Consider the following 16,081-nt stretch of genomic DNA (forward strand, 5'->3'; position numbering starts at 1 on the left):
GCCCGCCGCCGCTAAATTCGCCCTGGGAGGACGAAGACGTGCGCATTCTACTGGTCGAGGACAATGAAGCCCTGGCGGACGGCCTTTCCGCCATCCTCAAGGGCACCGGCCATGCCGTGGACGTGGTGCGCGACGGCGCTTCGGCCGACGCAGCCATCGCGTCGGAGAATTTCGACCTCGTCATCCTCGACCTGACGCTGCCGGAAATGGACGGGCTCGACGTGCTGCGCGCCATGCGCGCCCGCTCCAGCAAGGCCGCCGTCCTGATCCTGACAGCGCGCGGCGCGCCGGAAGAGCGGGTGCGCGGCCTCGATCTCGGCGCCGACGACTACATGATCAAGCCCTTCGACATCTCCGAATTCGAGGCGCGCGTGCGCATGCTGCTGCGCCGGCAGGCGGGGCTGCGCTCCTCGGCCATCGCCTTCGGGGGCATCACGCTCGACCTCAATTCCCGTACCTTCTCGGCCGAGGGCGTGCCGCTCGACATTCCCGCCCGCGAACTCGGCCTTCTCGAAATCCTCTTCATGCGCGCCGGCAAGGTAGTCGCCAAGGAAGCCATCATGCAGTCGCTCGCCGCCTTCGACGACGACCTGTCGGCCAATGCCATCGAACAATATGTCAGCCGGCTGAGGAAGCGTCTCGCCCCGCACGGCCTCACCGTGCGCACCGCCCGCGGCATCGGCTACTATCTCGACAAGGCGGCGGCCGCTTGACGCTCCTTCCCGCCGCCTCGCTCCGCCGCCGCCTCCTCCTCTGGCTGCTCGTCTCGACGGCGGTGATCGGCGTCGTCGCCCTCGTCGATACCTATAACGAGGCGGTGACGACGGCGAACAACGTCTCGGACCGCGTGCTCGCCGGCTCGGCGCTCGCCATCGCCGAGCGCGTCGTGGTGACGGAAAACGGCGCGCTGGAGGTCGATATCCCCTATGTCGCGCTGGAAATGCTGACCTCGGCCGCGCAGGACCGCGTCTTCTACCGCGTCGACGGCCCGCCCGGCCGCTTCATCACCGGCTACCAGACCCTGCCGACCATCGCCGAGATGGGCGGCCGGTCGATCGGCTTTGCGGATGCGACCTTCCGCGGCGAGCCGATCCGCATCGCCGTGCTCCAGCGCTCCGCCTCCACCGGCATCAATTCCGTGCCCTTCGCCGTGACCGTCGCCGAAACCACCATCGCCCGCCGCCAGCTGACGCAGACGATCCTCCTGCGCTCGGCGCTGCGCCTTGCCATGATGATCGCGGGCGCCGCCGCCATCGTCTGGATCGCCGTCACGGTCTCGCTGCGCCCGCTCTATCGGCTCGGCGACGCCATCGCCGAGCGCAGTCCGAACGACCTGCACCCCATCGAGCAGCGCGCGCCGAGCGAGGTGCAGGGCCTCGTCGACACGGTCAACTCCTTCATGGTGCGCCTGCAATCGGCGCTCGACGCGCTGCGCCACTTCTCCGGCAATGCCAGCCACCAGCTGCGCACGCCGCTCGCCATCATCCGCACCCAGCTCGCGCTGGCAGGCCGCGCCGCGACGCTGGAGGAGGCGCAGGAGGCCGCGCGCAAGGGCGATGCCGCCGTCGCCCATGCCGAGCGCATCCTCGCGCAGCTCCTGCTGATGGCGAAGATCGACGCCGCCGGCTCCAACGAACCGCAGACGCTCGCCGCCGTCGACATCGCCGCCCTCGCCCAGCAGCTCACCGCCGACCGCGTGCCCGCCGCCGCCGAGGCCGGCATCGACCTCGGCTACGAAGGCGACGGCCCGGCCTTCGCCCGCGTCGAGCCGCTGCTGTTCGGCGAATTGCTGCGCAACCTCGTGGAGAACGCCATCGCCTATGCTGGCCGCGGCGCGGAGGTGACGGTGAGCGTGCGGCAGGGAAGGGATGCGGTGTGCCTCACGGTCGAGGACAATGGCCCCGGCATTCCGCCGGAGCGCCGCACGCTCGCGCGCCAGCGGTTCGCACGCGGCGAACATCGCGATGCGCCCGGCATGGGCCTTGGCCTGCCGATCGTCGAGGAGATCGCCGCGCTGTTCGATGCGGCGATGACGCTGGAGAGCGGCCCGGCTGGCCGCGGGCTTCACGTGGCGATCCGCTTCCCGGCGGCCGGTTAAGGCTTGCGCCAGCCGAGAAGGCCGGGTGCGGCGTGCCAGATGGCCTGCACGGCAAAGCCCATGAAGAGCAGGCCCGACATACGCACGATGGCAAGCTCGTGGCGGCGATAGAACCGGCGAACCAGGCTCGCGCCGATGATCACGACGAGAACGCCGTCCGCCAGCAGGAAGCCGACGAGCGAGGCGCTGAGGAGGAGCGGCAGCGCCTGGAAGTCCAGCGCGTTCGAGGAGCTGGCGAGCAGCGCCGTGAAAGTCGCGAGCGCCACGGGATAGCCCTTGGGATTGGTGAGACCGAAGATCAGGCCACGGCGCAGCGGCCGCTCGACCGTCAGCATCGACGCGCCGTCCGAGCGCTTGCTCGCCCGCAGCGCCGACCAGCCGAGCCAGGCGAGATAGAAGCCGCAGAACAGCCCGAGCACGTCAAAGACCGTGGTGCCGATGGTCTTCGCCCCGACGATGGCGACGAGCGCGAGGCTGGACCAGACCATGTCGCCGGCAAGATGGCCGCCGAGAAAGAGCGCGCCTGCCTTGCGACCCTGCCCCGCGCCGATGCCGAGCAGAGCGAGGAACGCCGGCCCGGGGATGAGCACATAGAGCAGGGCAGCCATGAAGGCGCCGAATAGCATGGAACCGGTCATCAGGAATTCCCTCGAATTTCAAGCATTTCAGTCTGCCGCACGGCTTTCGTCAAGCTGGGTCGGCGGGCATTTTTTCACCGTGCAGGGCAGCCATGCATTGCCGCCGCAGCTCGGCGGTTGTCCATTGCCGCGCCAGCCAGTAAGGAAAGCTTACAATAGCCAGAAAGTCATCATGTCCACGCGCCCCGATCCCGATGCCCTCGGTTTCGTCCTTATCGACGTTGCCCGCATGCTGCGTAGCGCCTTCGAGCGTCGCATCGCCACCGCCGGCCTCGGCCTCACGCCGGGCGAGGCCCGCACGCTCGTGCGCATCGCCACGCTGGAAGGCAGCCGCCAGCTCGAGATCGCCCAGCAGATGGGCATCGAGCCGATGACGCTCTCCACCTATCTCGACCGCCTCCAGAGCCTCGGTTTCATCGAGCGCCGGGCAGACCCCGCCGACCGCCGCGCCAAACTGATCCACACGACGCCGGCCGCCGCCGAGGTCATCGCCCGCATCCGCGTCGAGCAGATCGAGCTGATGCGGCTGGTGACGGATGGCATCGGCGAGGAAGACCTTTCGCTGATGCGTGCGCGCATGAAGCATCTGCGCGCCAACCTTTCGGCCCTCGAGGAAGGCGGCGGCGCCCCTTCCCTCGCCAGTCAGGCGATCCGTTAGAACGGCGAATTCCAGACGAAAAACCCGCCGCCGTTCCCGGCAGCGGGTTTCCTACACGATGCGAGACCGCTCAGCCGCGCTTGTTGCGGGCAGCGAGCGTGCGCAGGCGCAATGCGTTCAGCTTGATGAAGCCGGCGGCGTCCTTCTGGTCGTAGGCGCCCTGGTCGTCCTCGAAGGTGACGAGCTTGTCGGAATAGAGCGACTTCGGCGATTCGCGGCCGGTGACCATGACATTGCCCTTGTAGAGCTTCAGCGTCACCTCGCCCTCGACATGCTCCTGGCTCCGGTCGATCGCGGCCTGCAGCATCTCGCGCTCCGGCGAGAACCAGAAGCCGTAATAGATCAGCTCGGCATAGCGCGGCATCAGCTCGTCCTTGAGGTGGGCGGCACCGCGGTCGAGCGTGATGCTCTCGATGGCGCGGTGCGCGGCGAGCAGGATCGTGCCGCCGGGCGTTTCGTAGACGCCGCGCGACTTCATGCCGACGAAGCGGTTTTCCACGAGGTCGAGGCGGCCGATGCCGTTGTCGCGGCCGTAGTTGTTGAGCGTCGCCAGGATCGTCGCCGGCGACATGCGCACGCCGTTGATCGAGACGGCATCGCCCCGCTCGAAACCGACCTTGATGACGGTCGCCTTGTCGGGTGCCGTTTCCGGCGAGATGGTGCGCATATGCACGTATTCGGGAGCCTCGACTGCCGGGTCTTCCAGCACCTTGCCCTCGGAGGAGGAGTGCAGGAGGTTCGCGTCCACCGAGAACGGCGCTTCGCCCTTCTTGTCCTTGGCGACCGGGATCTGGTGCTGCTCGGCGAATTCGAGCAGATGCGTGCGGCTCTTGAACGACCAGTCGCGCCACGGCGCGATGATCTTGATGTCCGGGTTCAGCGCATAGGCCGAAAGCTCGAAGCGGACCTGGTCGTTGCCCTTGCCGGTCGCGCCGTGCGCGATGGCGTCGGCGCCGGTCTTGGCGGCGATCTCGATGAGGTGCTTGGAGATCAGCGGGCGGGCGATGGAGGTACCGAGCAGGTAGACGCCCTCATAGACCGCATTGGCGCGGAACATCGGGAAGACGAAATCGCGCACGAATTCCTCGCGCACATCCTCGATGAAGATTTCCTTGATGCCGAGCATCTCGGCCTTCTTGCGTGCCGGCTCCAGCTCTTCGCCCTGGCCGAGGTCGGCCGTGAAGGTCACGACTTCCGCGCCGAGTTCCGTCTGAAGCCACTTCAGGATGATCGAGGTATCGAGGCCGCCGGAATAGGCGAGCACGACTTTCTTCACGTCTTTATGTGATGCCATGATGATGAGGTCCGTTGCATGAAGGGCCGCAGCAAACCCGCGAAAGCCCGGTGTCGCGGCACTTTTAGCGAGATTGGCGCGCGGCGCAAGGGCAAGGCCCGGCGCATCGTGACGCAAAGCGGGTTTGACGCCGCCGCGCGCCTCCCCATATTCGGGGAAAGTGGACCATGGAAGGGGACGATCCCATGACGACCATCAAGGATATCATCAAACCCGCCAATGTCGCCGTCGTCACCGGCGGCGCCTCCGGCATCGGGCTTGCCGCCGCAAGGCGCTTCGCCGAGGCCGGCATGTGCGTGGCGCTGGCCGACCGCAACGCCGACCAGCTTGGCGAGGCCCGCGTCGAACTCGAAGCCATCGCCGGCGAGGCGAATGTCATGGCCGTCGAGACCGACGTCGCCCACCGGCACGAACTGGAAGCGCTGGAACGCGCGGTGCTGCAGCGCTTCGGCCGCGTGCATGTGCTGATGAACAATGCCGGCATCCAGCCAGACACCTCCATCTTCAGCACTGAAGCCAACTGGGACCATATCCTCGCGGTCAACCTGATGGGCGTCATCCACGGCACGCAGGTCTTCGGCCCGAACATGCTGGCCCATGGCGAGCCCGGCCTCATCATCAATACCGGCTCCAAGCAGGGCATCACCACACCGCCCGGCAATCCGGCCTACAATGTCTCGAAAGCCGGCGTGAAGGTCTTCACCGAAGCGCTCCAGCACGAATTGCGCAACACGGCGGGCGCGAAGGTTTCCGCCCATCTGCTGATCCCCGGCTTCGTCTTCACCGCCCTGACGAAGGGCGAGCGCACGGAAAAGCCCGACGCCGCCTGGACGCCGGCCCAGACCGTCGACTTCATGCTGGAAAGCCTTGCGCGCGGCGACTTCTACATCCTCTGCCCGGACAACGACGTCGCCCGCGCCCTCGACGAGCGCCGCATGGCCTGGGCGATGGGCGACGTCATCGAGAACCGCCCGCCGCTCTCGCGCTGGCATCCGGATTACGCAGAGAAATTCAAGGCCTTCGCCGAACGTCCCTGAAAGCGTTTCGGCTGGCAATTTTCCGAAAGGCAGATAAGAGTCGCCTCTTTCCACCTTCCAGAGGATCGCCATGGACTTCGTGCCCGCGCTTGCGACGCTCATCACCTTCGCGGCGACGACATTGCTTCTGGCCGCCACGCCCGGCCCGGACATGACGCTCTCGATCAGCCGCGCCCTGTCGCAGGGCCGCGGCCCGGCGCTCTACGTGGTGCTCGGCACCTGCCTCGGCATCCTCGTGCACACGCTGCTCGTCGCCTTCGGCGTCTCGGCTCTCATCGCCGCCTCACCGACGACCTTCACCATCCTGAAGAGCGGTGGCGCGGCCTATCTGCTGTGGCTCGCCATACAGGCGATCCGCCACGGCACCAGCCTGACGATCAAGGCGGCGGACAGCCCGCGCGGCACCGCGCTCGCCAGCATCTCCACCGGCTTCTGGGTGAACCTGCTCAATCCGAAGGTGGTCATCTTCTTCGTGACGTTCCTGCCGCAGTTCGTCAGCGCCGGCGATCCCCATGTCACGGGCAAGCTGGTCTTCCTCGGCCTGTTCTTCATCGCCGTCGGCATACCCGTCAACATCGCGGTAATCCTTGCCGCCGACCGGCTCGCCGGCTGGCTGCAGCGGAACCCGAAGGCGTTGCGCGGCCTCGACTACACCTTCGCGGGCGTCTTCTCGGTCTTCGCCGTCAAGATCTTCCTCACGCAGGCGCGATAGGAAGCGTCAGCCGATCAGCAAGGCGTCGTCGTCGAGCGTCTGACCGCGCATCTTGCGGAACATGGCAATCAGGTCCTCAACCTCGAGATTCTTGCGGTTGTCGCCGGCGACGTCGAGCACGATCTCGCCGCCATGCAGCATGACGGTGCGGTGGCCGTAGTCGAGCGCCTGGCGCATCGAATGCGTCACCATCAGCGTCGTCAGCTTGCGCTCGGAGACGATCTTCTGGGTGAGGGTCATGATGAACTCGGCCATGCCCGGGTCGAGCGCAGCGGTGTGCTCGTCGAGCAGCAGCACGTCGGAGCCGGCGAGCGTCGCCATGACGAGCGAGACCGCCTGCCGCTGGCCGCCGGACAGAAGGTCCATCCGGTCGCGCATGCGGTTCTCGAGCCCGAGATTGAGCTCGGCGATGCGCTCACGGAAATGCGCGCGGCGCTGCGGCCCGAGGGCCGAGGAAAGGCCGCGCCGTTCGCCGCGCCGGGCGGCGAGCGCAAGGTTCTCCTCGATGGAGAGCGCGCCGCAGCTGCCGGTCAGCGGATCCTGGAAGACGCGGGCGACGCGGCCGGCGCGCGCGGCGGTGCCCTGCCGGGTGACGTCGGTGGTGCCGATCTTCACCTGGCCTTCGCTGGCGATGACGTCGCCGGCGAGAACCCCGAGCAGCGTCGACTTGCCGGCGCCGTTCGAGCCGATGACGGTGACGAACTGGCCTTGATCGATGGTGAGGCTGACGCCGTTCAGCGCCTGCTTCTGTAGCGGCGTGCCCTTGCCGAAGACGACCTTGATATCGGAAACGGAGATCATCAGGCGGCTCCCCCGCGGCGAAGGCGCGGCAGAACGAGCGCCACGGTGACGAGCAGGGCCGTCACGAAGTTGAGGTCCGATGCCTGCAGGCCGAGCACGTCCGAGGAGAGCGCGAGCTGGATGGCGATGCGGTAGAGAATCGAGCCGATGACGCAGCCGATCAAGGCCATCAGGATCCCGCGGGCGCCGAACAGCGTCTCGCCGATGATGACGGCGGCAAGGCCGACGACGATGGTGCCGACGCCCGACGTGACATCCGCAAAGCCGTTGGTCTGCGCGAAGAGCGCGCCGCCGAGGGCGACCAGCGCGTTGGAGAGCGCAATGCCGAGATAGATCTGCTTGTTGGTGTTGACGCCCTGCGCGCGGGCCATGCGGGCATTCGCCCCCGTCGCGCGCATCGAGAGGCCGGCATCGCTTTCGAGGAAGCGCCAGACGAGGAAGACCGCGACGACGACGAGGATGCCGACGAAGAGCGGCCGCACGTAGAAGTCCCTGAGGCCGAGGCCGAAGAACGGGCTGATCATCGTGTCGGCATTGATGAGCGCGACATTCGGCTTGCCCATGACGCGCAGGTTCACCGAGAAGAGCGCGATCATGGTGAGGATCGAGGCGAGCAGGTTGAGGATGCGGAAGCGCACGTTCAGCATGGCTGTCACGAGGCCGGCGACCGCGCCCGCCACCATGGCGACGGCGGCGGCGAGCCAGGGATTGAGGCCGGCGATGATCAGCACCGCCGTGACGGCCGCGCCGAGCGGAAACGATCCGTCAACGGTCAGGTCCGGAAAATCCAGCACGCGGAAGGCAAGGTAAACGCCGATCGCGACGAAGGCATAGACCAGCCCCAGTTCGACGGCACCCCAGAAGGCAATCAGGCTCACGGCTCTCGGCTTTCCTTGTTCCCCCTCCGCCTCTCGCGGATGGGTCTTTCTAACAGATCAACCGCTGCCGGGCGATCCGGCAGCGGTTGATTCCGGTTGGCAATGTCCGGGAAATCCCGGATTATTCGATCACGCGGGTTGCGCGGCCGACGACGGCTTCCGGAAGGGTAACGCCCATCTTGGCGGCGGCGCCCTTGTTGATGACGAGGTCGGTGCCGGCGGCAACCTTCACGGCGATGTCGCCGGGCTTCTCGCCCTTGAGGATGCGCACGACCACTTCACCGGTCTGACGGCCGACATCCTTGTAGTTGAAGCCGAGCGCCGCGACGGCACCGCGCGAGACGGAATCCGTGTCGGCGGTGAAGAGCGGAAGCTTGGCTTCCTCGGCAACCGCGACCGCGCCTTCGAGGGCGGAGATGATCGTGTTGTCCGTCGGGACGTAGATCGCGTCGGCGCGGCCGACCAGCGCACGGGCAGCGCCCTGCACTTCGGCGGACTTGGTGGCGGCGGATTCGACGACCGTCAGGCCGGCCTTTTCGGCTTCGGCCTTCAGCACGGCGAGCAGCGAGACGGAATTCGCCTCGCCCGAATTGTAGAGGTAGCCGATGGTCTTCACGTTGGGCAGGATTTCCTTGATCAGCGCCAGATGCTCGGCGACCGGCGACAGGTCGGAAAGGCCGGTGACGTTGCCGCCCGGCTTGTCCATGTCCTTGACGAGCTGCGCGCCGACCGGATCGGAAACGGCGGTGAAGACGATCGGGATGTCCTTCGTCGCGGAAACGACGGCCTGGGCCGAGGGCGTGGAGATCGGCACGATGACGCTCGGATTGTCGCCGACGAACTGGCGGGCGATCTGCGCGGCGGTCGCGGGGTTGCCCTGCGCCGACTCGTAGATGAACTTCAGGTTCTCGCCTTCCTTGTAGCCGGCCGCTTCCAGCGCTTCCTTCACGCCGTCGCGGGCGGCGTCGAGCGCGGGATGTTCGACGATGGCGGTGACGGCAACCGTAACGTCTTCGGCCTTGGCGGGCAGCGCAAGTGCGAGCGTTGCAGCGGCGGCAAGCAGAATATGGCGCATGAAAATCCTCCCTAGAATGATTTTAGGCCGTTTCTAGGCAAAACGGCCGTTCAAATCAATTCTTGGAATCGGTTGGGCCGATCATATTTTCTGATGGAGGGTGCGCTCAGGGCCAAGCCGGGAGGCATACCCCTCATCCGGCCCTTTCGGGCCACCTTCTCCCCGAGGGGAGAAGGGAAATCCACCGCCGCCGCCCCCCTTCTCCCCGCCGGGGAGAAGGCGCCGGAAGGCGGATGAGGGGCGCCCTCAGTCGTCCTCGCCGTGGCCGACGATCATCATGGCCTCGAAGGCCATGCGCTCGACCTTGCGCATGCGCTCGGATTCGGACTTGAGCTGGCCGCAGGCGGCGAGAATGTCGCGGCCGCGCGGGGTGCGGATCGGCGAGGCGTAGCCGGCCTGGTTGATGAAGTCGGCGAAGCGCTCGATCTGCTCCCAGTCCGAACACTGGTAGTTCGTGCCCGGCCAGGGATTGAAGGGGATGAGATTGATCTTCGCCGGAATGCCCTTGAGGAGCTGCACCAGCAGCTTGGCGTCCTCCAGCGTGTCGTTGACGTCCTTCAGCATCACATATTCGAAGGTGATGCGCCGCGCGTTCGACAGGCTCGGATAGGCGCGGCAGGCGTCGAGCAGCTCCTTCAGCGGATACTTCTTGTTGATCGGCACCAGCATGTCGCGCAGCTCGTCGCGCACCGCATGCAGCGAGATCGCCAGCATGACGCCGATCTCCGAGCCGGTGCGGTAGATTTCCGGCACGATGCCGGAGGTCGACAGCGTGACGCGGCGCTTGGAGAGCGACAGGCCGTCACCGTCGGTGGCGATGAGGAGCGCCGTCTTGACGCTCTCGAAATTGTAGAGCGGCTCGCCCATGCCCATCATGACGATATTGGAGACCTTGCGGCCTTCCGCCGGCACGATGGCGCCGGCCGGCGTGTCGCGGTCCGGGAAGTCGCCGAGCCGGTCGCGGGCGAGCAGCAGCTGCGAGAGGATTTCCTCGGCCGTGAGGTTGCGCACCAGCTTCTGCGTGCCGGTGTGGCAGAAGGAACAGGTCAGCGTGCAGCCGACCTGGCTGGAAATGCAGAGCGTGCCGCGGCCCTCTTCGGGAATGTAGACGGTCTCGATCTCGACCGGCCGGCCGGCACCGCGCGCGGGAAAGCGCAGCAGCCACTTGCGCGTGCCGTCATTGGAGATCTGCTCGTCGACGATCTCGGGACGGGCGATGGTGAAATGCGTCTTCAGCATTTCGCGCATGTCCTTGGAGACATTCGTCATGTCGTCGAAATCGGAGACGCCGCGCACATAGAGCCAGTGCCAGAGCTGGCTGACGCGCATCTTCACCTGCCGCTCGGCAACGCCCTTCTCGACGAGCGCGCGGCCCATATCCTCGCGCGAAAGACCGATCAGAGTCGGCTTTTCGGCGGCCGGGATGTTGCGGACGACCGGCGCCTTGACGGGCTCGGCCGTGTTGAGAAAGTCCATGCTTGCCATCGGGTCATCCTCAAGAACAGGAAGCGCCTGCGCAGGCTTCCTGCGCCGCAAGCGGTCCATGCTCGACTGAAGTTCAGCGGACCTTTCGGCGCCGACAGGTGCGGCGGAGGCCCAGTTGCGGGCCCTTTAGCATTGTTCCGGCGGAAAGTCACCTGTCCTGCAAAAGCAAAGGGCCGGCATTTCTGCCGGCCCTTCGTATCGGGAAGAAAGCGCCGCGATCAGCGGCAGCCCTCGATCTGCTTCAGCGCCGCCGAGATACCGGAGAGCGAATAGGAATAGGAGGTGCCGGTGCCGCGGCGCGACTTGGCCTGCACCGTCATCGACTTGCCGCCCTTCATGGCCGCGACGAGCGCCGGCTCCTCGGCGGCGTTCTCCACCCAGGCCGAATTGCCCTTGGTGAACATGACGAAGGTGCGGTTGTCGATCACGACATTGACCTTGGAGTTTTCCTGCAGCGGATAGCCCATCATCGCCTGCGGCTCGTAGCTGATGTTCTGGCCCGGGCGCTGCGAGACGAGGAAGAACACGTCGCCATGGTCGACGCCGGCGGGGTTCTTCTCCTTGGGAACGGAAAGGACGTAGCAGACCTTGCCGCCCTTTGCCTGGTAGGAATAGGCGCCCCAGGCATTGAACTGCTGAATGCGCGTCGGCGTCTGGGCCGAGGCAACGCCTGCGGTCATAAGAACGAGGGCGAGTGCGGTTGCGAGCTTTCTTACGAACATGTTTTCCTGCCGGTTGTCTTGCCATTGATTTCCGGCCGAAAGCCCGAGCCTTCGATACCGGTGTCGGCTACGCATGATGACGATTTGATTTATTTTGACTTAATTCAGGTTACCAAACCGTCAACATACGCTCATTTTAAGAAGGCCATCAGCGCCGCACCGGGACAAGATTGCGTCGAATCTCCGCCGCTGCCTTCCTGCGGAAAGCGGGCGTGCCCAGTCCCGATTTGGTGAGATAGAACCCGTCGAAAGGCCTAAAGGCACAAGGAATAGGGCAAGAATTTGACCCGAATCGGACAAGCCCGCCTAACCCGCGGGTTGCATGTCCGGCTCGTCCGCAAGCGCCTTGTCGGCGGCGGCATAATGGTCCTCGCGAATATGGCCGCGGATCGCCGCAAAGGCCGCCGTCAGCACGGCGATGTCGTCGGAAAAGCCGACGAGCACGAAGAAATCCGGGATGCCGTCGAGCGGCAGGACGAAATAGGCCAGCGCAGCGAGCAGGATGCCGCGCACCTTGGTCGGCGTGCGGGGATCGAGTGCGCAATAGTAGGATGCGACGAGATCGCGGGAAAACGGCACGTAGCGCATCGCGCGCTTGAGGACCGGCCAGAACCGCTTCCGGACACGCTCGCTCTGGCGCTCCTGTTCGGCCTCGTCTCCGGGCAGGAGGATTTCACCGATCTTCACGTCATCCATGCAGGGCCTCCTTCAGGCGGCGATGCCGGCCTCGAACGGGTGGAAAATCGTCCGGCGGAATTCATATGGGAATGCGATAACGTCCCTTCAACTCTTCGTGCGAAGCGCGGCCGCCGCCTCCATCGCCGAGGCGAGCTTGAAATCGAGCTCCGTCAGGCCGCCCGCATCGTGGTTGGTGAGCCGCACCTCGACGCGGTTATAGACGTTGAACCATTCGGGATGATGATTGAACTTCTCCGCCGCCAGCGCCCCCTCGGTCATGAAGCCGAAGGCCTCGCGGAAATTGCGGAATTTGTAACGCTTCTCGATGGCGATGCCGTCGTCCGAGCGCGTCCAGCCGTCAAGCGATGCCAGCGCCTCGGAAATCGCCGCCTCGCCGAGCTTTTCCTGTTTCACCGCACGTCCTCCTTGGCCCAATGACATGGAAACGGCGCCCGAAGGCGCCGTGTTCCGCTTTGGCAGGCGTCAGACGAAGAACTGACCGCCATTCGCCGAAATGGTCGAACCGGTGATGAAGCCGGCATCGTCCGAGGCGAGGAAGACGACCACGCGGGCGATCTCCTCCGGCTCGCCGAGGCGTCCGACGGGAATGAGCGGGATGATCCGCTCGTTCAGCACCTTCTCGGGGATGGCGCGCACCATCTCCGTGCCGATATAGCCGGGGCAGATCGCGTTGACGGTGATGCCCTTGGCCGCGCCCTCCTGCGCCAGTGCCTTGGTGAAGCCGAGATCGCCGGCCTTGGCGGCGGAATAGTTCGCCTGGCCCATCTGGCCCTTCTGGCCGTTGATCGAGGAGATGTTGATGACGCGGCCGAAATTGCGGTCGCGCATGCCCGACCACACCGGATGGGTCATGTTGAACAGGCCGGTGAGGTTGGTGTTGACGACGGCGCCCCACTGGTCGGGCGTCATCTTGTGGAACATGGCGTCGCGGGTGATGCCCGCATTGTTGACGAGCACGTCGACCGGGCCGAGATCGGCCTCCACCCTTGCGATCCCCTCCGCGCAGGATTCGTAGCTCGAGACATCCCATTTGTAGACCGGGATGCCCGTTTCCGCCTTGAAGGCGTTGGCGGCATCGTCGTTGCCGGCGTAGTTCGCAGCCACCTTGTATCCCGCGGCCTTCAGCGCGACCGAAATGGCTGCGCCGATGCCCCGCGATCCTCCCGTAACCAATGCTACCCTGCTCATGTGGCTCACTCCCCTTGGGCTGTTTTATGAGTCGACCCGTCGCCCCGCCGGCGGCGGGTCATGGCAAAGCAACTTGCAAGCGGATGCTTACATGCGCTCAACGCACATCGCCACGCCCATGCCGCCGCCGATGCACAGCGTGGCAAGGCCCTTCGAGGCGCCGCGGCGCTTCATCTCGAAGAGGAGCGTGTTGAGGATGCGGGCGCCGGACGCACCGATCGGGTGACCGATGGCGATGGCGCCGCCGTTGACGTTGACGATGGACGGATCCCAGCCGAGATCCTTGTTGACGGCGCAGGCCTGAGCCGCGAAGGCTTCGTTGGCCTCGACGAGGTCGAGGTCGCCGATCTTCCAGCCGGCCCTTTCGAGCGCCTTGCGGGAGGCCGGGATCGGGCCCGTGCCCATGATCTTCGGATCGACGCCGGCCGTCGCCCAGGAGACGATGCGGGCGAGCGGCTGGATGCCGCGGCGCGAGGCTTCCGCTTCGCTCATGAGAAGGGCGGCGGCCGCGCCGTCGTTGAGACCGGAGGCGTTGGCCGCCGTCACCGTGCCCTCCTTGTCGAAGGCCGGGCGCAGCTTGGCCATGGATTCGAGCGTCGCGCCGTGGCGGATATATTCGTCGGCATCGATCGTCACGTCACCCTTGCGGGTCTTGACGATGAAGGGGACGATCTCGTCCCTGAAGCGGCCCTCCTTCTGGGCGGCCTCGGCCTTGTTCTGCGAGGCGACGGCGAAGGTGTCCTGCTCGTCGCGCGAGAGCTGCCACTGCTTGGCGACGTTCTCGGCGGTGATGCCCATGTGGTAGCCGTAGAAGGCATCCGTCAGGCCGTCCTTGATCATCGTGTCGATCATCTTGAAGTCGCCCATCTTCACGCCGCCGCGCAGGTGCGCGCAATGCGGCGCCATGGACATGGATTCCATGCCGCCGGCGACGATGATGCTCGCATCGCCCGTGGCGATCTGCTGCATGCCGAGCGCGACGGCGCGCAGGCCCGAGCCGCAGAGCTGGTTCATGCCCCAGGCGGTGGCTTCCTGCGGCAGGCCGGCCTTCATGGCGGCCTGGCGGGCCGGGTTCTGGCCTTCGCCGGCCGGCAGCACCTGGCCGAGGATCACCTCGTTCACCTCGCCCGCTGCCACGCCCGCGCGCTCCAGAACCGCCGAGATCACGGTCGCGCCCAGTTCGTGGGCGGGCGTGTTGGCGAAGGCTCCGTTGAAGGAACCGACCGCGGTGCGGGCGGCGCTGGCGATGACGATGGACGGGGTGCTCATGGTATGATTCCTCAGTTCTGACGGCCATGCGGCCGGCCTTGGAACCGGGCCGGCGCACGAACGGCGCGAGCCCGGCGGTTCTCCCGAAATCAAAACTGGCAAAGCGAGACAGGAGAGTCAAACGGGATATCCGATGCCGCTAAAATTTCATGGAGGGCGGGGTGCAGCATGAAAATCCATGTTGCGCAGCATTGCTCGCCGCATCGCACAATTCGATTGTCACGGCGCTGCTTTTTGCCGATACTCGCCGGAACCAAAAAAGAAACAGGAATACGGGGATGAGGAGACCCTAATGGCCAGGAACGACGGTCAGATCGTCATCAAGAAATATGCGAACCGCCGCCTCTACAACACCGGCACGAGCACCTATGTCACTCTCGACGATCTTGCGGTCATGGTGAAGAAGGGTGAGGACTTCACCGTGCAGGACGCCAAGTCCGGCGAGGACATCACCCATTCCGTGCTGACCCAGATCATCTTCGAGCAGGAATCCAAGACCGGCAACACGCTGCTGCCCATCTCCTTCCTGCGCCAGCTCATCTCCTACTACGGAGATCAGATGCAGATGGTGGTGCCGAGCTATCTCGAGCACTCCATGCAGGCCTTCACGGAACAGCAGACGCAGATGCGCGAGCAGATCAACAAGACCTTCGGCGACACGCCGCTCGGCAAGAATCTGCAGGTGCCGATGCAGATCGTCGAGGAGACGGTGCGGCGCAATACGGAGATGTTCCAGCAGGCGATGAAGATGTTCTCGCCCTTCGCCAATGCGACGCCGCCCAAGGAAACCCGCAAGGCGGAAGCCAAGGACCTCGACGAGCTCAAGGAGCAGCTTCGCGCGCTCCAGACCAAGCTCGACAATCTCGGCTGATGAAATTTGACCGGCGCGGGGCTTCCCGCGCCGTCAGAGCCCGATCGAAAGGTCGCGGCTCGCCGTGCGGATCGAGACTGCAAAGCCCGCGATGACGTCGATGAAGCAGATGGTCATCAGGATGAAGAAGATCTGCGTCGCCGCGCCCTGCACCAGCAGGAACTCGACCAGGAACACCACGAATAGCACCATCGAGAGCATGTGGTCGAGAAGGGCCCGCGAGCCCGGCCGCGTGGCCTTCAGGATCTCCACGAAGAGCAGCACGAGCGCGATCAGGATGAGAAGGTCGCCGAAGGCCATGGTCCATGTCGTGCCGGACAGCATGTTGACCGCCATCACCTCGCTGTCGAGCACGGCAACGCCGCCATTGCCGAAGAGGCCGGTCATGGCGAGGTTGTAGAGGGCGAAGGGAATGATCAGCAGCGGTATGGCCAGAAGCATGGGGCGACGGTCTCCTACGGCTGCGCCGGCGTGGCCAGCCCGTCCGGTCGTCTTAGCCGAAGAATCGGCTCAAGAAAATGTCGCCCGCAAAAGCGGCGCAAAAGAAAAGCAACGGTGTTAGGCGTCAAGCGCCGTTGCTCTATGCTCTCGCATTCTGGCGTTGAGAATGACGATCATCTTGCGCATGACGGCGACGATTGCGACCTTTCCCGGCT

Annotated in this window: 18 protein-coding genes; 6 read left to right on the top strand and 12 right to left on the bottom strand. The window is 65.5% G+C overall.

Annotated elements, in window-relative coordinates; genetic code table 11:
* The first annotated feature begins 38 nt into the window (after positions 1-38).
* Entirely contained in the window at positions 39-713 is a 675-nt protein-coding gene (locus DSD28_RS24365; protein ID WP_119259024.1) for a response regulator, read from the top strand.
* Entirely contained in the window at positions 710-2,098 is a 1,389-nt protein-coding gene (locus tag DSD28_RS24370) for a sensor histidine kinase (RefSeq protein WP_119259025.1), read from the top strand. Before DSD28_RS24365 ends, DSD28_RS24370 begins: the two co-directional genes overlap by 4 nt.
* Here the strand turns inward: DSD28_RS24370 and DSD28_RS24375 are convergent.
* Entirely contained in the window at positions 2,095-2,736 is a 642-nt protein-coding gene (locus tag DSD28_RS24375; RefSeq protein WP_119259026.1) for a LysE family translocator, read from the bottom strand. The genes DSD28_RS24370 and DSD28_RS24375 overlap by 4 nt on opposite strands.
* Positions 2,737-2,908: 172 nt before the next feature.
* Here DSD28_RS24375 and DSD28_RS24380 point away from each other — a divergent pair, with 172 nt between their 5' ends.
* Positions 2,909-3,394: a MarR family winged helix-turn-helix transcriptional regulator gene (locus DSD28_RS24380; RefSeq protein ID WP_119259027.1), complete on the top strand. Its 486-nt coding sequence runs from the start codon at positions 2,909-2,911 to the stop codon at positions 3,392-3,394.
* Positions 3,395-3,464: 70 nt separating this feature from the next.
* Here DSD28_RS24380 and DSD28_RS24385 read toward each other — a convergent pair whose 3' ends face one another.
* Complete coding sequence (locus tag DSD28_RS24385; protein WP_119259047.1) at positions 3,465-4,688, bottom strand: argininosuccinate synthase; 1,224 nt, start codon at positions 4,686-4,688, stop codon at positions 3,465-3,467.
* Between the two features lie 185 nt (positions 4,689-4,873).
* Here DSD28_RS24385 and DSD28_RS24390 point away from each other — a divergent pair, with 185 nt between their 5' ends.
* Together DSD28_RS24390 and DSD28_RS24395 are read left to right on the top strand one after the other, a co-directional pair.
* Positions 4,874-5,725 carry an SDR family NAD(P)-dependent oxidoreductase gene (locus tag DSD28_RS24390; RefSeq protein WP_119259048.1) on the top strand — a complete coding sequence of 284 codons (852 nt, stop codon included), beginning with the start codon at positions 4,874-4,876 and terminating at the stop codon, positions 5,723-5,725.
* Positions 5,726-5,795: 70 nt separating this feature from the next.
* Positions 5,796-6,437 carry a LysE family translocator gene (locus DSD28_RS24395; protein ID WP_119259028.1) on the top strand — a complete coding sequence of 214 codons (642 nt, stop codon included), beginning with the start codon at positions 5,796-5,798 and terminating at the stop codon, positions 6,435-6,437.
* Positions 6,438-6,443: 6 nt separating this feature from the next.
* Here the strand turns inward: DSD28_RS24395 and DSD28_RS24400 are convergent, their stop codons facing one another.
* The 9 genes from DSD28_RS24400 to DSD28_RS24440 all read right to left on the bottom strand — a co-directional run bounded on the left by DSD28_RS24400 (position 6,444) and on the right by DSD28_RS24440 (position 14,554).
* Positions 6,444-7,238, bottom strand: coding sequence for an ABC transporter ATP-binding protein (locus DSD28_RS24400; protein ID WP_119259029.1), 795 nt, complete (start codon positions 7,236-7,238; stop codon positions 6,444-6,446).
* Positions 7,238-8,116: an ABC transporter permease gene (locus tag DSD28_RS24405; protein WP_119259030.1), complete on the bottom strand. Its 879-nt coding sequence runs from the start codon at positions 8,114-8,116 to the stop codon at positions 7,238-7,240. The genes DSD28_RS24400 and DSD28_RS24405 overlap by 1 nt, the downstream gene beginning before the upstream one ends.
* A 121-nt stretch (positions 8,117-8,237) precedes the next feature.
* Positions 8,238-9,191, bottom strand: coding sequence for an ABC transporter substrate-binding protein (locus DSD28_RS24410; protein WP_119259031.1), 954 nt, complete (start codon positions 9,189-9,191; stop codon positions 8,238-8,240).
* A gap of 246 nt (positions 9,192-9,437) precedes the next feature.
* Entirely contained in the window at positions 9,438-10,667 is a 1,230-nt protein-coding gene (gene rlmN / locus DSD28_RS24415; protein WP_424549525.1) for a 23S rRNA (adenine(2503)-C(2))-methyltransferase RlmN, read from the bottom strand.
* A 227-nt stretch (positions 10,668-10,894) separates the two neighbouring features.
* Entirely contained in the window at positions 10,895-11,398 is a 504-nt protein-coding gene (locus tag DSD28_RS24420; RefSeq protein ID WP_119259033.1) for an invasion associated locus B family protein, read from the bottom strand.
* 306 nt (positions 11,399-11,704) lie between these two features.
* A complete protein-coding gene (locus DSD28_RS24425; RefSeq protein WP_119259034.1) occupies positions 11,705-12,094 on the bottom strand; it encodes a YkvA family protein in 390 nt (129 codons plus the stop codon).
* Positions 12,095-12,181: 87 nt separating this feature from the next.
* Complete coding sequence (locus DSD28_RS24430; protein WP_119259035.1) at positions 12,182-12,490, bottom strand: 4a-hydroxytetrahydrobiopterin dehydratase; 309 nt, start codon at positions 12,488-12,490, stop codon at positions 12,182-12,184.
* Positions 12,491-12,559: 69 nt separating this feature from the next.
* Positions 12,560-13,285 carry a beta-ketoacyl-ACP reductase gene (locus tag DSD28_RS24435; RefSeq protein WP_119259036.1) on the bottom strand — a complete coding sequence of 242 codons (726 nt, stop codon included), beginning with the start codon at positions 13,283-13,285 and terminating at the stop codon, positions 12,560-12,562.
* Positions 13,286-13,372: 87 nt separating this feature from the next.
* Entirely contained in the window at positions 13,373-14,554 is a 1,182-nt protein-coding gene (locus tag DSD28_RS24440; protein WP_119259037.1) for an acetyl-CoA C-acetyltransferase, read from the bottom strand.
* Between the two features lie 292 nt (positions 14,555-14,846).
* Between DSD28_RS24440 and phaR the strand changes: the two genes are divergently transcribed.
* Positions 14,847-15,425: a polyhydroxyalkanoate synthesis repressor PhaR gene (phaR, locus tag DSD28_RS24445; RefSeq protein ID WP_119259038.1), complete on the top strand. Its 579-nt coding sequence runs from the start codon at positions 14,847-14,849 to the stop codon at positions 15,423-15,425.
* 33 nt (positions 15,426-15,458) lie between these two features.
* Here the strand turns inward: phaR and DSD28_RS24450 are convergent, their stop codons facing one another.
* Entirely contained in the window at positions 15,459-15,866 is a 408-nt protein-coding gene (locus DSD28_RS24450) for a hypothetical protein (RefSeq protein ID WP_119259039.1), read from the bottom strand.
* Between the last annotated feature and the right edge of the window lie 215 nt (positions 15,867-16,081).

Origin of the sequence: Shinella zoogloeoides, assembly GCF_003574625.1 — a bacterium.
Lineage (GTDB): Bacteria > Pseudomonadota > Alphaproteobacteria > Rhizobiales > Rhizobiaceae > Shinella > Shinella zoogloeoides_A.

Excerpts from the sequence above, each read along its gene's own strand:
- DSD28_RS24435 (WP_119259036.1), bottom strand. The coding sequence starts at position 13,285 with ATGAGCAGGGTAGCATTGGTTACGGGAGGATCGCGGGGCATCGGCGCA.
- DSD28_RS24425 (WP_119259034.1), bottom strand. The coding sequence starts at position 12,094 with ATGGATGACGTGAAGATCGGTGAAATCCTCCTGCCCGGAGACGAGGCC.
- rlmN (WP_424549525.1), bottom strand. The coding sequence starts at position 10,667 with ATGGACTTTCTCAACACGGCCGAGCCCGTCAAGGCGCCGGTCGTCCGC.
- DSD28_RS24440 (WP_119259037.1), bottom strand. The coding sequence starts at position 14,554 with ATGAGCACCCCGTCCATCGTCATCGCCAGCGCCGCCCGCACCGCGGTC.
- DSD28_RS24450 (WP_119259039.1), bottom strand. The coding sequence starts at position 15,866 with ATGCTTCTGGCCATACCGCTGCTGATCATTCCCTTCGCCCTCTACAAC.
- DSD28_RS24390 (WP_119259048.1), top strand. The coding sequence starts at position 4,874 with ATGACGACCATCAAGGATATCATCAAACCCGCCAATGTCGCCGTCGTC.
- DSD28_RS24395 (WP_119259028.1), top strand. The coding sequence starts at position 5,796 with ATGGACTTCGTGCCCGCGCTTGCGACGCTCATCACCTTCGCGGCGACG.
- phaR (WP_119259038.1), top strand. The coding sequence starts at position 14,847 with ATGGCCAGGAACGACGGTCAGATCGTCATCAAGAAATATGCGAACCGC.
- DSD28_RS24380 (WP_119259027.1), top strand. The coding sequence starts at position 2,909 with ATGTCCACGCGCCCCGATCCCGATGCCCTCGGTTTCGTCCTTATCGAC.
- DSD28_RS24410 (WP_119259031.1), bottom strand. The coding sequence starts at position 9,191 with ATGCGCCATATTCTGCTTGCCGCCGCTGCAACGCTCGCACTTGCGCTG.
- DSD28_RS24385 (WP_119259047.1), bottom strand. The coding sequence starts at position 4,688 with ATGGCATCACATAAAGACGTGAAGAAAGTCGTGCTCGCCTATTCCGGC.
- DSD28_RS24400 (WP_119259029.1), bottom strand. The coding sequence starts at position 7,238 with ATGATCTCCGTTTCCGATATCAAGGTCGTCTTCGGCAAGGGCACGCCG.
- DSD28_RS24375 (WP_119259026.1), bottom strand. The coding sequence starts at position 2,736 with ATGACCGGTTCCATGCTATTCGGCGCCTTCATGGCTGCCCTGCTCTAT.
- DSD28_RS24420 (WP_119259033.1), bottom strand. The coding sequence starts at position 11,398 with ATGTTCGTAAGAAAGCTCGCAACCGCACTCGCCCTCGTTCTTATGACC.